This is a genomic window from Streptomyces broussonetiae (genome assembly GCF_009796285.1).
In the GTDB taxonomy this organism is placed as follows: Bacteria; Actinomycetota; Actinomycetes; order Streptomycetales; family Streptomycetaceae; genus Streptomyces; species Streptomyces broussonetiae.
Map to the genome: position 1 here is coordinate 1,279,111 of NZ_CP047020.1, position 14,172 is coordinate 1,293,282.

General features: G+C 71.7%; 11 protein-coding genes. 5 read left to right on the forward strand and 6 right to left on the reverse strand.

All coding sequences use genetic code 11. From position 1 onward, the window contains the following. The first annotated feature begins 91 nt into the window (after positions 1 to 91). Together GQF42_RS06140 and GQF42_RS06145 are read left to right on the forward strand one after the other, a co-directional pair. Entirely contained in the window at positions 92 to 1,186 is a 1,095-nt protein-coding gene (locus tag GQF42_RS06140; RefSeq protein WP_158918389.1) for a baeRF3 domain-containing protein, read from the forward strand. Positions 1,187 to 1,253: 67 nt separating this feature from the next. Continuing rightward, on the forward strand, positions 1,254 to 2,282 hold the full coding sequence (locus GQF42_RS06145; protein ID WP_158918391.1) for a Gfo/Idh/MocA family protein: 1,029 nt from the start codon (positions 1,254 to 1,256) through the stop codon (positions 2,280 to 2,282). Here GQF42_RS06145 and GQF42_RS06150 read toward each other — a convergent pair. Both GQF42_RS06150 and GQF42_RS06155 read right to left on the reverse strand, forming a co-directional pair. After that, a complete protein-coding gene (locus tag GQF42_RS06150; protein ID WP_158918393.1) occupies positions 2,272 to 4,296 on the reverse strand; it encodes a phosphocholine-specific phospholipase C in 2,025 nt (674 codons plus the stop codon). The genes GQF42_RS06145 and GQF42_RS06150 overlap by 11 nt on opposite strands. Positions 4,297 to 4,424: 128 nt before the next feature. Then, entirely contained in the window at positions 4,425 to 4,838 is a 414-nt protein-coding gene (locus tag GQF42_RS06155) for an SsgA family sporulation/cell division regulator (RefSeq protein ID WP_158918395.1), read from the reverse strand. Between the two features lie 349 nt (positions 4,839 to 5,187). Here GQF42_RS06155 and GQF42_RS06160 point away from each other — a divergent pair, with 349 nt between their 5' ends. Beyond that, complete coding sequence (locus tag GQF42_RS06160; protein ID WP_158918397.1) at positions 5,188 to 6,627, forward strand: PP2C family protein-serine/threonine phosphatase; 1,440 nt, start codon at positions 5,188 to 5,190, stop codon at positions 6,625 to 6,627. 51 nt (positions 6,628 to 6,678) lie between these two features. Here GQF42_RS06160 and GQF42_RS06165 read toward each other — a convergent pair whose 3' ends face one another. Further along, on the reverse strand, positions 6,679 to 8,169 hold the full coding sequence (locus GQF42_RS06165) for a DNA-binding protein NsdB (protein WP_158918399.1): 1,491 nt from the start codon (positions 8,167 to 8,169) through the stop codon (positions 6,679 to 6,681). Between the two features lie 252 nt (positions 8,170 to 8,421). On the opposite strand from GQF42_RS06165, the gene GQF42_RS06170 reads away from it, so the two are divergent. After that, positions 8,422 to 9,567 (forward strand): aminoglycoside phosphotransferase family protein, encoded by a 1,146-nt coding sequence (locus GQF42_RS06170; protein ID WP_158918401.1) that lies wholly within the window; start codon positions 8,422 to 8,424, stop codon positions 9,565 to 9,567. A gap of 257 nt (positions 9,568 to 9,824) precedes the next feature. Beyond that, complete coding sequence (locus GQF42_RS06175; RefSeq protein ID WP_158918403.1) at positions 9,825 to 11,795, forward strand: N-acetylmuramoyl-L-alanine amidase; 1,971 nt, start codon at positions 9,825 to 9,827, stop codon at positions 11,793 to 11,795. Positions 11,796 to 11,816: 21 nt separating this feature from the next. Here GQF42_RS06175 and GQF42_RS06180 read toward each other — a convergent pair whose 3' ends face one another. The 3 genes from GQF42_RS06180 to GQF42_RS06190 form a co-directional block, all read right to left on the reverse strand. After that, positions 11,817 to 12,314 (reverse strand): hypothetical protein, encoded by a 498-nt coding sequence (locus tag GQF42_RS06180; RefSeq protein WP_158918405.1) that lies wholly within the window; start codon positions 12,312 to 12,314, stop codon positions 11,817 to 11,819. Positions 12,315 to 12,739: 425 nt separating this feature from the next. Further along, positions 12,740 to 13,675 (reverse strand): universal stress protein, encoded by a 936-nt coding sequence (locus GQF42_RS06185; protein ID WP_158918406.1) that lies wholly within the window; start codon positions 13,673 to 13,675, stop codon positions 12,740 to 12,742. Positions 13,676 to 13,845: 170 nt separating this feature from the next. Beyond that, positions 13,846 to 14,088 (reverse strand): DUF397 domain-containing protein, encoded by a 243-nt coding sequence (locus GQF42_RS06190; protein ID WP_158918408.1) that lies wholly within the window; start codon positions 14,086 to 14,088, stop codon positions 13,846 to 13,848. Positions 14,089 to 14,172: the final 84 nt, after the last annotated feature.

The window sequence follows — 14,172 nt, forward strand, 5'->3', positions numbered from 1 at the left end:
CGTCACCGGCTCCCACCGGGGACTTCCTTCCGCGAGCCAGGCCCGGTTTACCCCGAATGCCGTACTGGTGAATCGGCCCTATCGTGCTGTCATGGAGCACGCACTGAGTCCCGCGACCCTGGCCGAACTGCGGCGCCCGCGCCCCTACCCGGCGGTGTCCGTGCTGACCCCGACGCACCGCCGCGAACCCGACAACGGGCAGGACCCCGTCCGGCTGCGCAACGTCGTCACCGAAGCACGCAAGCGCCTGGAGGCCGACCCGTCCGTCACCCGTGAGCGGCGCAACGACGTCGCGGCCCAGCTCGACCGGGCGCTGGCGGAGGTGGACCTGGCTCACGCCGAGGACGGTCTGGTGATCTTCGCCGCCCCGGGAGAGCACCAGGTCTGGTCCCTGGCCCGCACCGTCCCCGAGCGCGTGGTGCTCTCGGACACCTTCCTCACCCGCAACCTGGTCGCCGCGCAGGCGGCCGAGCGGCCCTTCTGGGTGCTGTCGGTCTCCGCGGACCGCGTCAGCCTGTGGAGCGGCGGCGAGGAGCACGTCGTGGCCGACAAGTCCGGCGGCTTCCCGCTGGAGCGCCGGCAGCAGAACTTCGACGCCGAGCGCCAGATGCAGATCGGCGATCAGCCGAGCATCTTCCGCGACGAGAGCACGCGCCAGTTCCTGCGCGAGGCGGACATCGCCATGGCGGCGCTCCTGCGCGAACAGCCCCGGCCGCTGTACGTCACCGGAGAGCAGGCGGCGCTCTCGCTGCTGGAGGAGGTCGGCACCGTGGCCGGGGCCGCCGTCCAGGTACCGCACGGCGGCCTCGCGCACGCCGGCCCGGAGGCCGTGTGGCAGGCGCTGAGGCCGGTGCTGGAGGCCGAGGCCCGCAAGGACGCCACGTCCGTGATCCGCGAGCTGACCTCGGCGCGCGGCCACCGGACCTACGCGGCCGGGCTGGACGAGCTGTGGCAGAGCGCTCGTGAGGGCCGGGTACGGCTGCTGGCCGTAGAGGAGAACTTCCGGGCGGCCGTCAGCGACCTGGGCGACCACCTGGTGCCGGCCGAGCCCGGCGACCTGGAGGCCCGCGAGGACATCGTGGACGAGATCGTGGAGCAGTGTCTGGAGACCGGCGCCGACGTCCGTTTCGTGCCCGACGGCACCCTGGGCGACGCCGCCGGCATCGCCGGAGTCCTGCGGTACTGAGCCGCTCACCCGGCAGCGCTGCCCGGCGTACGCTACGCCGTGATCGTCGGCGTAAGGGAGCGCGCGCATGGGTGACCTGCTGGGTGTGGCGGTACTGGGTGCGGGACACATGGGAGCCGATCACATACGACGCCTCGAGCAGGTGGTGAGCGGAGCCAGGGTGGTTGCCGTGGCCGACCCCGACGTCGAGCGGGCGAAGGACGCGGTGGCCGGTCTCACCGGGGTCGCCGTGCACACGGACCCGGAGGCCGCGCTCGGTGCGCCCGGCGTCGAAGCCGTGCTGATCGCCTCCCCCGGCCCGGCCCACGAGGAGGCGCTGCTCGCCGCCTTCGCCCGGCACCTGCCGGTGCTGTGCGAGAAGCCCATGGTGCCGGACTCCACCGGCGCGCTGCGGGTCATGGAGGCCGAGGCACGGCTGGGCCGCAGGCTGGCGCAGATCGGCTTCATGCGCCGCTACGACGCCGAGTACCAGCGGCTGAAGATCCTGTTGGACGGCGGAGGCCTGGGCCGGCCGCTGATGCTGCACTGCACCCACCGCAACGTCTCCTCGCCGCCCGGCTTCACCAGCGCCATGCTGGTCAACAGCTCGGTCTCGCACGAGATCGACGCGGCCCGCTGGCTGCTCGGGCAGGAGCTGACGGCGGTGACCGTGCTGCGGCCCACGCCCTCCTCGGGCGCCCCGGCCGGCCTGCTCGACCCGCAGTTCGTGCTGTTCGAGACCGATCGGGGCGCGCTGGTCGACGTCGAGGTCTTCGTGAACTGCGGCTTCGGCTATCAGGTGCGCTGCGAGGCGGTGTGCGAGAAGGGCAGTGCCCGGATCGGCGACGAGCACACCATGGTGGTCACCGCCGGCGGCGGCGCCCGCGAGGAGGTGGCACAGGACTACCTCGTGCGGTTCGCCGCCGCCTACGACCGAGAGGTTCAGAGCTGGGTCGACGCCGCCCGGCGCGGCGAGGTCGGCGGCCCGAGCGCCTGGGACGGCTACGCGGCATCCGTCGTCGCCGAGGCGGGTGTCCGGGCGCTGGAGACCGGCGGCCGAACGACCGTCGAGCCGGCCCCGCGCCCGGACCTGTACGGCGCCGGGGTCAGCCGCTGACGCTGGCGGCGCCAGACTCCAGGTGCCCGGTGAACCGGCGCGACCAGGTCGCGTCCGAGTCGACGGTCACCGTGAAGTCGTACCAGCCGTTCTGGTAGGCGACGGCGTTGAAGAAGTCCTCGGTCGAGGCGCCCGCGGCGACGGTGTAGGTCCACGGACCGTCGCTGCGGTAGTGGTTCGAGGTGATGGTGAACTCCACCGACGAGGAGCCCGAGTTGGTCATCTTGAAGTAGATGGCCAGCTTGCCGGTGCCGGGCTCGACCGCGTAACGGGTGCTCACCTCGGCCGACTTGCCCGCCTTGGTCGCGTCGCCCTGGAAGCGGCGCAGGAATCGGTTGGGGCCGACCATGCTCAGGTCGTACTTGCCGCCGCCGAAGCCCGTGCCGATGTTGAAGAAGTCGGAGGCGGTGCCGCCCGGAGTGACCGTGTACTGGTACGGCGTGGTGTCGCGGTAGGCGTTCGGGTGGATGGAGAAGTGGGCCGCGCGGGAGGCCGGGCTGCCCTGGTTGGTCATGGTGAACCAGGCGAGGATCTTGCCGGCCGCGTCGAACTCCAGGTGGTCCAGGTAGCCGCCCGGCTGGTACGGCAGCGCGCGGGCGGGCCGGGTGCCGGACTCCTGCGCGGGCAGGGCGTTGTCCGTCGGCACCGGGTTGGGCAGCGGGCCGCAGGTGTTGATCCCGATGACGCCGGTGGCGGGCAGGGAGACCGCGCCGTACACCGGATTGCCGAAGTCGAAGACCCCGGTCAGGTCGCCGCTGACCGCGCGCCGCCAGTCGCTGATGTTGGCGCAGGTGACCGGCGTGCCGAGGGCGGCCGTCCAGGTCTCCAGGAAGCGCAGCACCGAGGTGTGCTCGAAGACCTCCGAGGAGACCCAGCCGCCGCGCGTCCAGGGCGAGATGACGATCATCGGCACACGGAAGCCGAAGCCGTACGGCACCCCGTTGAGGAACTCGCCGGCCGTGCCGGCGGGTGGGGACGGGGGCGGGACGTGGTCGAAGTAGCCGTCGTTCTCGTCGTAGTTGAGGAACAGGACGGTCGAGTCGAAGACGTCCTGGTCGGCGGCGAGGGCCTGGTAGACGAGGTTCACGAAGTGGGCGCCGTCGCCGGGCGGGGCGTAGGGGTGCTCGGAGAAGGCCTGGTTGGGCACGATCCAGGAGACCTGCGGGAGGGTGCCCGCGAGGACGTCGGCCTTGATCGCGGCGGCGATGTCGTCCGGGGTCGAGCCGGTCACCTTGGGCACCGAGGACATGCCCCGGTCGTACAGCGGGTCACCCGCCTTGGCGTTCGCGAAGTTCTTGAAATAGGCGCAGCCGTTGTCGCCGTAGTTGTCGGCCGCGTTCTGGTAGACCTTCCAGGACACCCCGGCGGCCTGGAGCGCCTCGGCGTAGGTCTGCCAGGTCAGGCCCGACTCGTCGCCGCCGTCGTAGCTGGAGGAGTCGACCTTCCCGCTCCACAGGTAGGTGCGGTTGGGGCCGGTGGCGCTGAGCGTGGAGCAGAAGTAGGCGTCGCAGATGGTGTAGTTGTCCGCGAGCGCGTAGTGGAAGGGGATGTCGGAGCGGTCCAGGTAACCGAGGGAGCGGACGTTGCCGACGCCCGCGACCCAGTTGTCCATCCGGCCCTTGTTCCAGGCGGAGTGCTGCGAGGACCAGGAGTGGGGCAGGTCGCCGTTGCACTGGGCGAGCGTCTCGCCGTCCTTGCCGCCGGCGGCGGGGGTCGCGCTGAGCTTCCACGGGTACTGGCGACCCGTACCGTTCGGCTGGCTGAAGACCGGGTAGCCGCCGCTGAGGGCGATGCCGCTGCGGTCGTCGAAGCCGCGCACACCCTTCAGGCGGCCGAAGTAGTGGTCGAAGCTGCGGTTCTCCTGCATGAGGATCACCACGTGCTTCACGTCCTTGATCGTGCCGGTCGCCGTGGTGGCCGCGGTCGCCGTTCGGGTGGTGCCGGCGCCCAGCGCCACACCCGCCGCGACCGATGCGCCGAGTCCCACGAAGCCTCTTCGGCTGATCGGTGTCATTCGCCCCGTCCTCGTCACTGGGGTGCCCCTGTGGCACGCCGCGCGACAGGGTGCACGGGGTGATCGTCAGGGTCCATACCCGTGCGGTGAGGCGAAGATGAACAAAAGTCAAAGTCACCAGGTGTTGTTCACACCCCGCCGAACAGGGCGCACAAGCCGCGTTCCACCACCCTTGTCACATCCTCCTGTCCGGGGGCCACCACCTCGTAGGTTCGCAACAGGAAGCGGCGCAGGGCCAGGGCCTGGAACTGCAGCAGGGCCAGACCGTGGGGCGAGTGGAACTCCACCACCGTGCGGGTGCGGCCGTACGGCCAGATCTGTACGTCCCCGTGGCCGGCCGGGGCCCGCAGCCCCTGGTCGAGCAGGGAGCGCGCGAAGGTCCAGGTGACCTCCTCGCCCTCCAGGGCGGCCTCGGCGGGGAAGTCCACGAAGACGGCGAGCGGATCGTCCGCGCAGTAGCGCAGCGTGGCCGACATGGGGATCTCCTGGTCCTCGGCGGTGATGAGCCGGGCGAGCATGGGCTGTTCGACAGTGATGTCCATGCCTATATGGAGTCTGCGGAGGCGCTTCACATGCCGCCAAATCCGGTCAGAGTTCGATGGGTACAGGCCGGACGGCTGCCACGCGGGAACGCAGAAGCATCGAACGCCTGAATGAGTTCCGCACGAAGATCATCTTTCGGGATCAACTCTCGTAGGATTCCTACGACTTGTGCCGCCCGGCACGTACGTCGTCCATATCTCTGGATCCCACCGGGAAGACTCTGGCATATGCCGGAAGCACCACCGTATCGTGTGTTGCCAAATCCCTTACAGGGCGTCGCGGGCTGTGCCACAGTCGTAACGGTCCCCCGTCCTGCTCGGCCGTCTCGTCCCCCCATCGGAGTGCGTCATGCCGTCCCCAGTCTCCGCGGGCCACCCAGCCGCCCAGCCGCCCGGACGCGGCTCGGTCGAGGCATTGATATCGCAGGCGCGGCGGCTCAAGGGTGATGTGGACGCCGTACGGCGGGACACCCGGAGTGACGGCGCGGACCCGCAGGAGCGCTGGCAACGCGCCCTGTACGACCTCGCGCTGCATCAACTGGACGATCTGGACGCCCACTTGGCGCAACTGCGGGACGGCCCGGACCCCGCATCCCCCTCCGTCCCGGCCGAACCCACGGCGTTCCCCGTCCGCACCGCACCGTCCGCCGCCCCGCACGACGCACTGCTCAGCCGGGTCGGCAGCGCCGAGTGGAACCTGCTGACGGACGAGGCGACCTGGTCCGGCGAGCTGTACCAGATCCTCGGCCGCGACCCGGCCGAACCCGCCCTCACCCTGGACGAACTGCCCTCGCTGGTCCTGGACGAGGACCGGCCGAAACTGACCGCGATGGTGACGGGCTGCCTGGTCGACGGCAAGCCGATCGACGGCGAGTTCCGCGTCCTGCAGCCCGAAGGCCTGGTGCGGACCGTGCACATGATGGGCGAGCCCGTGCTCGGCGCCGACGGCGGTACCGCCTCGATGTGGGCGGTGCTGCGCGACGTCAGCGAACTGCGCCGCAGCCAGCGCACGGTGCGCGAGACCCATGACTCGCTGCAGCATCGGCGCCGGCAGGAGCAGACCGAGCACCGGATCGCGGCCGAGGTGCAGCAGGCCGTGCTGCCGCCCTGGCTCGGCTCCCTGCGCCTGCCGCACCAGGGACCGCGGACCCTCGACCTCGCCGCCCACCACCTCCCCGCGGCGGCGAGCACACTCATCGGCGGCGACTGGTACGACGCGCTCGACCTGCCCGGCGACGAGACGCTGCTCAGCGTCGGCGACCTCACCGGACACGGAGTGGCCGTCGCCTCGGGCATGGCGATGCTGCTCGGCGCCGTACGCGGCATGGCGCTGGCCGGCACCCGGCCCGGTGAACTCCTCGGCATGCTGAACCGGTTACTGGACACCACCGTGCAGCCCGCCCTGGGCAGCGCCGTCTGCTGCCGCTACCGGCCCGCGACCCGCACCCTGGTCTGGGCGCAGGCAGGACACCCTGCCCCGCTGCTCTACCGCAACGGAACGGGGCGCCTGCTGAACGCACCGGACGGGGTCCTGCTCGGCGCGACCTCAGGGGCCGTCTACGGGCAGGCGGAGGAGACCCTCCAGCCGGGCGACCTGCTGCTGCTGCACACCGACGGGCTGGTACCGGGGCACGTCACGACGGCAGCCGTGGACCGGCTGCTCGACCTCGCCCCACGGTTCGACGCGGCGCGCACCGCGCAGGACTGTGTACGGACGCTGGTCGAGGAGTTCGGCGGGGCCGGACGCGAGGACGACGCATGCGTGCTCGTCGCCAAGGTCACCGGGTGACCTCACGGCACCGTTGAGGGAAGTGAGCGCACAGACCCCTTGTCTGTGCGCTCACACCTGTGCGCTGCTGCCCTTGGACTTGGGCTTGGGCAGAGCGTTCCTGATCTCCTCCCGCAGTTCGTGGATCCTCGGGTACTCGGCGTACTGGGCGGTGAGCTGGTACATCTGGCGCAGCCGGTCCCAGGTGCGGCGGGAGGAGTTCGAGCCCATCGACATCAGGGCCAGGCGTGCGAAGCGGTCGGCCTGTTCGGGGTCGTCGGCGATGAAGCAGGCCGACGCCATGGACAGATGATCGAAGATCTTCGACCGCTCCCGTCCGTCGATGCGCAGGGCGAGCGCCTTCTCCGCGTAGTACTGGGCGTGCGCGGCCGCACCTGGGTCGAACTCCGCCAGCGTGCGGTAGGCGAGGGCCTGCATGCCGTACAGGTCCTCGTCCTTGAAGGTCTGCATCCAGTCCGGCGTTTCCACGTCCTGCCGGTCGGAGACGAAGAGGTCCTCCGCCTGTCCGAGGGTACGGCGCATCGCCTGGCCCTTGCCCATCGACGCCTGTGCCCAGGCCTCGATGGTGTGGAACATCGCCTTCGTACGCGGCTGGAGGCGTTCGCCGGAGCCGGACTGGGCGAGCTTCATCAGGTCCAGCGCGTCGTCGGGCCGGCCCAGGTGCACCATCTGCCGGGCCGCCCGGGACAGGGCCTCCCCCGCACGGGGCCGGTCGCCGCCCTCGCGGGCCGCATGGGCGGCGATGACGAAGTACTTCTGCGCCGTGGGCTCCAGGCCGACGTCGTGCGACATCCAGCCCGCGAGGACGGCGAGGTTGGCGGCGACGCCCCACAGGCGCCGCTGGAGATGGGGTGGGTGGTGGTAGGCGAGCATGCCGCCCACCTCGTTGAGCTGGCCCACAACCGCCTTGCGCTGAAGCCCGCCACCGCGGGCCGCGTCCCAGGCGCGGAACACCTCGACCGAGCGCTCCAGTTCCTCGATCTCCTGCGACCCGATGGGGGCGGCCTCGTAGCGGTCGAACCCAGCGGGGTCGGCGTGCAGGGGGTCGTCGAGGACGGGGGCGTCGGCCCTCAGGGCCGGGTCGGTGTGCAACCAGTCGTGCATGGCGCTGCTGAGTGTGGATCCCGCGGCGAGCGCGGCACCCGCGCCCACCAAGCCGCGTCGGTTGAGCATGAGGTCCATTCCCGTGAATTCGGTGAGGACCGCGGCGGTCCGTTCGGGCGCCCACGGCACGCCGTCGGGATGTTCATCGATCCCGTCGCCCTGCCGTTTCCCGCTACGCCCGTGCCGTACCAGACCGAGGTCCTCGATGGTCACGACACGGCCGAGACGCTCGGTGAACAGGGCCGCCAGCACCCGCGGCACCGGATCGCGCGGGATCTCTCCCATGTCGATCCACCGCCGCACCCGGGAGGTGTCGGTCGACAGCTGGGGGTGGCCCATGGCCGCCGCCTGCTTGTTGACCAGTCTCGCGAGTTCGCCCTTCGACCAGCCGGCCAGGCCGAACAGGTCCGCCAGGCGGGTGTTGGGTTGTCCGCTCACATCAAGCCCCCAGGTTCTCGGCTGAGTTGACAGTAGCCCCGTGGAGGTTGCCGAGCGACTATTCGCCACGGTTCGCCAGGGTGCGCCAGATGGTGTGCCACTGGGCATCGGGTGTCAGGTAGGAACGCGCCACCCCGACCCGGTCTGCTCGAAGGGCATTCCCCAGGGTGTTCCCGAACAGACCGGGCCGGGTTGCGCACCAGGACTTGCACAGGCAGGCACCGCAGGCACACGAAGGGATCTGTATCTCCCATGTACGCAGCATCGTCCTCCGTGTCCGCCCCGCCCCGGCCGCTGCGCTCCCGCCCGGCGGGCGGCGGGCCGTACCTCGACCCGGTGCCCCGGCCGGGCGGACCCGTGCCGGCCGCGGGCCGGCTCCGGCGGGTCCCGGGTCAGCCCGGTACCCCACCGCTCAGCGGGAGACTCGACTTGTCCGGTCCCCAGGGGGCGCAGCTGCGCTCCGCGATCGCCTCGGTGCACCGGATCTGTCCGGAGTTCGCTCCGGTGCAGGTGCTGCGGCGCAGCGGACGCTCCGTGCTCCTCGTCGGGACGACAGGGCGCAGTACGGCCGTGGCCAAGTGTCTGCTGGACGCCTCGCCTGCCTGGGCCGAGCGGATCCGCCATGAAATAGCCGCATACCGCTCGTTCGTCCGGCACCGGCCCCCGGTCCGCGTGCCCCGGCTGATCGCAGCGGATCCGGACAACTGCACCTTGGTGATCGAGCGGATGCCGGGCCGCGTGGCGGCACTCCAGCGGCATCCGGTGGAGGCGCCGCCCCGCCCGGACATCCGGGCGGCGCTGGGCGCGATCTGCCGGGTGAACGCCTGGCGGCCGCCCGCGGGCACGTTCGACATTCCGCTGGACTACGGCGCCCGGATCTCCCGGTACCACGAGCTGGGTCTGCTCACCGACCGGGATCTCGGCGACCTCCAGAAGCTGCTGCACGGCATCGCCCACGAGGTGGGCCGGCACGGCATGCTCCAGTTCTGCCACGGCGATGCCCTGTTGTCGAACATCCTGCTGTCACCGGCCGGTCCAGTGCTGGTGGACTGGGAGCACGCGGGCTGGTATCTGCCGGGGTACGACCTGGCGACGCTGTGGCTGGTCCTCGGGGACGCTCCGGTGGCCCGGCGGCAGATCAGCCAGATCGCCCAGTCGGCGGGCCCGGCCTCCCGGGACGCCTTCCTGGTGAACCTGATGCTGCTGCTGACGCGGGAGATCCGGACCTACGAGTCGGCCGTGCAGCGTTCGATGCAGGACACCGCCCCGACGGCACCGGGGGCGGCCCACCCGGGTGCCGTGCCGTCCGGCGAGGAACAGCGGCTGCTGCTCAGGCGGCTGCACGACGACTGCCAGATGGCCCGCAAGGCCGTCCGGGCGGCGGTCGGAACTCGCTGACGGGACGACGGGTCCGCGATGCGCCAGAGCGGCGGCGCATCGCGGACCTTCGTGCGTCGGGACGCCTCGGCCACTGGTGTAGGCCGGTGACGCCGCGCAGGCCCGCGCACCGCCATCGCGAAACTCGCCGAAACCCCTTCGTGACATGGGAAATCACCGTCCGGTAGGCATTATTGACGGATCGTCGGCAAGCCGGTACCACTGACCCAGTTCGGCGCCGCACGCCCCGCCACGCCCGCCCGTCACAGGAGGCCGCATTGCGAGGTTCCGCCACAGATCCCACGTCTGCCCCCGGTCACAGACAGCTGCGGCGCGCTGCTGTCCCGCTCGCCTCCGCCGCCCTGCTGCTGCCCCTGCTCGGCGCGGCTCCCGCACCGAGCGACACCGACTCCGCCGCCGGCCGTCTCCAGCAGGCGTTCGCCACGGCCTCGGCCGACTACCACGTGCCGCAGAGTGTCCTGCTGGCCGTCTCCTACCTCCAGTCCCGGTGGGACCGGCACGGCGGCGCGCCGAGCGTGACCGGCGGCTACGGCCCCATGCACCTGACCGACGCCCGGACCGCCATCGCCACCACGGAGCACTTCGCCGAGGGCACGGAGGACGCCCGCGGCGACGGCGCCCGTGCGGCCGTGCATCCCAGGATCGACGTGCCGGCCGAGTCCGCCCTCCCTGCGCGGTTGAAGACGCTGGCGCAGGCGGCGCGGCTGACCGGCCTGCCGGCCGAGGAGCTGCGCACCGATCCGGCGGCCAATGTGACCGGCGGAGCCGCCCTCCTCGCCGACGCGCAGAAGCAGCTGGGCGAGCCGCTGAGCACCGATCCGGCCGACTGGTACGGCGCGGTGGCCCGCTTCTCCGGAGCGGACGACACGGCGACCGCGGCGGCGTACGCGAACGACGTGTACGACGTCCTGCACACGGGCGAGGAGCGCACCACGGACGACGGCCAGCTGGTGGCCCTCCCCGCCGAGCCGCGGCTGACCCCGGACACCGCCCAGCTCGAGCGGGCCGGCCTGCGCGCGCTGTCCACGGACGGCACCGAGTGCCCCCGGTCGGTGTCCTGCGAGGCGGTCTGGGCACCCTACGCCCAGTTCGGCAACAACGACTACGGCAACCACGACCTCGGTGACCGCCCGGTGTCGCAGCGCATCAGGTACATCGTCATCCATGACACCGAGGGCACCTGGGACGGGGTGCTGAACCTGGTCCAGGACCCCACCTATGTGTCCTGGAACTACACGATTCGCTCCACCGATGGTCTGATCGCCCAGCACGTCAAGGCGAAGGACGTCGCCTGGCATGCCGGCAACTGGTATGTCAACGCCGCGTCGATCGGGATCGAGCACGAGGGCTTCCTCGCGAATCCGGACGCCTGGTACACGGAGGCGATGTACCGCTCCTCGGCGCGGCTGGTGAAGTACCTGAGCCGCACGTACGACATCCCGCTGGACCGGCAGCACATCCTGGGCCATGACAACGTTCCCGGTCCGACCACGTCCACCATCCCCGGTATGCACACGGACCCGGGCCCGTACTGGGACTGGCAGCACTACTTCCAGCTGCTGGGCCACCCCTTCAAGCGCACGGCGGGCAAGCGGTCCGGCCTGGTGACGATCCTGCCGGACTACGCGTCGAACCAGCCGGAGTACACGGGCTGCACCACGTCGGGCGAGCCCTGCACCGGGCACGGCTCCAGCGAGGTACGGCTGTACGCGGACCACGACACCAGCGCACCGCTGGTCAAGGACATCGGCCTGGGCAAGGACCCGACCATCGATGTCAACGACCTGTCGTCACGGGTCGCCACCGGCCAGCAGTACGCGGTCGCGGACCGCTGGGGCGACTGGACGGCCATCTGGTACCTGGGGCAGAAGGCCTGGTTCCGCAACCCGCCGAAGCAGCCGACGGCGGTGCCCGCCAAGGGGCTGGTGATCACTCCCAGGGCCGGCCTCGCGAGCATCCCGGTGTACGGCCGCGCCTACCCGGAGAAGGAGGCCTACCCGGCAGGCGTTCCCGCACAGTCGGTCGTGCCGCTGCCGTACACGATTCCGGCCGGGCAGAAGTACGTGGCCGGTGACGAGGTGCCGAGCGAGTACTACTACTCGGTCACCTTCACCACCGACTCGCACCGGGTCGTGGTGGGCAAGGACCTGTACTACGAGATCCAGTACGGCCACCGGGTCGAGTTCGTCCGCGCGGCCGACGTCACGCTGGAGGGCTCGGCCGGCTAGTCGGGCCCGTGCGCCGCAGCCTCAGCCCTGCTGGAAAAGCTCCGCCGGGAGCGGCTTCAGCAGGGCGTACAGGTCGTCGGTGATGGGACGGTCCCAGGCGGCGATGGTGACGAGGACGCCGTCGCTGCGGTCGAACTGGACGCAGGAGATCCGGGACTCGGAGAGCTTGAGCCGCCGCACGATGAGGAGGTTGTCGCCCTGCAGGACCGGGGTGTCCTCGGTGTCGAGGACGGTGACCTCCTCGTCGTTCTCCAGCGCGAGCAGCAGCTGGCCCACCTCGAAGGGGACCTCGCCCTCGGCGACCTCGCGGGCCGGGGAGTCCTCGGGCAGGTTGCCGATGATCATCGCGGGGCCGCGGCCGCCGAAGAGGTCGTAGCGCAGGAAGACACCCTGGCAGGTGCCGTCGGGGGCGGGCAGCAGGCCCGCGCCGAGGTTGCCCGGCCAGTCGCCCGGGTCCATGGCCAGCACGTCGAAGTCGGGTCCGGCAGGAGTGGCGCTGCGGCGGCGGAGGAACGACATGCGGCCATGGTACGTGCCCGGGCCTTACAGGGTGACCTGCGGGCGCCCGGTGACGCCGTGCGGGTGCCGGGCGGGCGGGGAGGCCGTCGGCCCGGGGGACGGTGCGGCCGTCGGGGCTCGGCCCGCTCCCGCCCGGCCGGGGATCGGCCCGGCATGCGGACCGGTCCCGTGCCCCGCCCGGGTCACCGGCGGCCGGCCGGACGGACGGCACGACTGACGGTCCGTCCGCACACCCGAACGGCTGCAGGAAGCGTGGGCCGACCGAGGCGGGCGGGACGGTGGTGCCGTACGAGCCGGGCGGGCAACGTGGTGACGGTGGCGGGTACGGGGCGGGACTGCCGCGGTGCTGTCGCTGTCGGTGCTGTCACGCAAGGTCGGGGCGGGCTCGGCGGCGGCCGGCGGCACGCCGTGCCGGGCGGGGTCGCTCACTCCTGGGGTGGTGCCGGTGGTACGACCGCGATCGGGCTGGCCGCGTGGAGCAGGACGGCCTGGGCGACCGAGCCCATCATGCGGGCCGGGGCGAGCAGGCGGCGGCGGTGGCGGCCGACGACGACCAGCTCGGCGTCCCGGGAGGCGGCGACGAGGTGTCCGGCCGCGTCACCCGGCAGCGCCTCGGTGTCGACGCGGACCTCGGGGTGCCGCCCCCGGTGCGGGGCGAGGAAGCCCTCGGCGAGCGCGCGGGTCTCGCTCTCGACGGCGACCTGGTCGATCGCGGGCGGCAGGATCTGCCCGGGCGCGGTCCAGGTCTGCACCGGCCACGGATAGGCGGCGATCACCTGTACCCGGGCCTCGCGCAGGGCGGCCTCGGCGAAGGCGAAGCCGAGGGTGGCGTCGTCAGGGCTGTCGGCATGCAGTCCGACGACCACCCGGGGCCCGGGTTCGGCCGGTCCGTCGCCGTGCTCGCCCACCGGCCCAGGGTCGTGGGAGGTACCCGCGTCCCGGCCGGGCCGGGGTACGACGACCACCGGGCACTCGGCGTCCCGGGCGACGGCAAGGCCATTGGAACCGAGCAGCAGGCTGGCGAAGCCGCCGCGGCCCCGCGAGCCGAGGACCAACAGCTGCGCGTCGGTGCCGAGTTCGGGCAGCACGGCACCCGGTACGCCTTCCAGGGCGACGTACTCCACTGCGGACTCCTCGACGCGGCCCGCGAGCCGGATGCGGACCTCGTCCAGCACTGGATCACCCTCGGCCTCGGGTGGCCCGGCGACCAGCACGTCGGCCTGGCCCCAGGCGGCGTACTGCCGTACGTGCACCACCCGCAGCGATGCCACGCGGCGCCGGGCGGCATCGACGGCCCAGTCCAGTGCGCGCAGGCTGTCGTCCGAACCGTCGACCGCGGCGATGACCGGCGCAGTGCTCATCGTTCTCACCTCCGGAACGCGACCTTCCCCTTGCTGGGGCCAGCCTGACTCAGGCGTCGGCCCCCGTGGGGCGCTGCTGGTCGCGTGTCCGGAAATCGGCCCGGAACACCCCCGGTTCGGCTCCTGGTCCGCTCTCGCCGGGGGCGGTGCCGCCGTCGGTGCGGCTCAGGTCAGGTCAGGTCGAACTCCCCCTCCCGCGCGCCGGAGACGAAGGCGCCCCACTCGGCGGGTGTGAAGATCAGGGAGGGGCTCTCCGCGCGGTCGCCGTTGCGCATCGCGATGAATCCCTCGACAAACGCGATCTGGACATCGCCCAGGCCCCGGCTGCTGGACTGCCATTCCGCGTTGCTGAGGTCGAGGTCCGGCTTGTCCCAGCCCGCGAACGGCTGCTGCTGGATGGTGCTCTCGGCCACGTCCGTGCTCCTCCCGGTTTGTCGTCCGCGGCTCAGCCTAGCGACCGGTTCCTATGGCCGACAGGCCACGTGGGCAGGACTTTG

Excerpts from the sequence above, each read along its gene's own strand:
- GQF42_RS06150 (WP_158918393.1), bottom strand. The coding sequence starts at position 4,296 with ATGACACCGATCAGCCGAAGAGGCTTCGTGGGACTCGGCGCATCGGTC.
- GQF42_RS06145 (WP_158918391.1), top strand. The coding sequence starts at position 1,254 with ATGGGTGACCTGCTGGGTGTGGCGGTACTGGGTGCGGGACACATGGGA.
- GQF42_RS06180 (WP_158918405.1), bottom strand. The coding sequence starts at position 12,314 with ATGTCGTTCCTCCGCCGCCGCAGCGCCACTCCTGCCGGACCCGACTTC.
- GQF42_RS06155 (WP_158918395.1), bottom strand. The coding sequence starts at position 4,838 with ATGGACATCACTGTCGAACAGCCCATGCTCGCCCGGCTCATCACCGCC.
- GQF42_RS06160 (WP_158918397.1), top strand. The coding sequence starts at position 5,188 with ATGCCGTCCCCAGTCTCCGCGGGCCACCCAGCCGCCCAGCCGCCCGGA.
- GQF42_RS06185 (WP_158918406.1), bottom strand. The coding sequence starts at position 13,675 with ATGAGCACTGCGCCGGTCATCGCCGCGGTCGACGGTTCGGACGACAGC.
- GQF42_RS06170 (WP_158918401.1), top strand. The coding sequence starts at position 8,422 with ATGTACGCAGCATCGTCCTCCGTGTCCGCCCCGCCCCGGCCGCTGCGC.
- GQF42_RS06140 (WP_158918389.1), top strand. The coding sequence starts at position 92 with ATGGAGCACGCACTGAGTCCCGCGACCCTGGCCGAACTGCGGCGCCCG.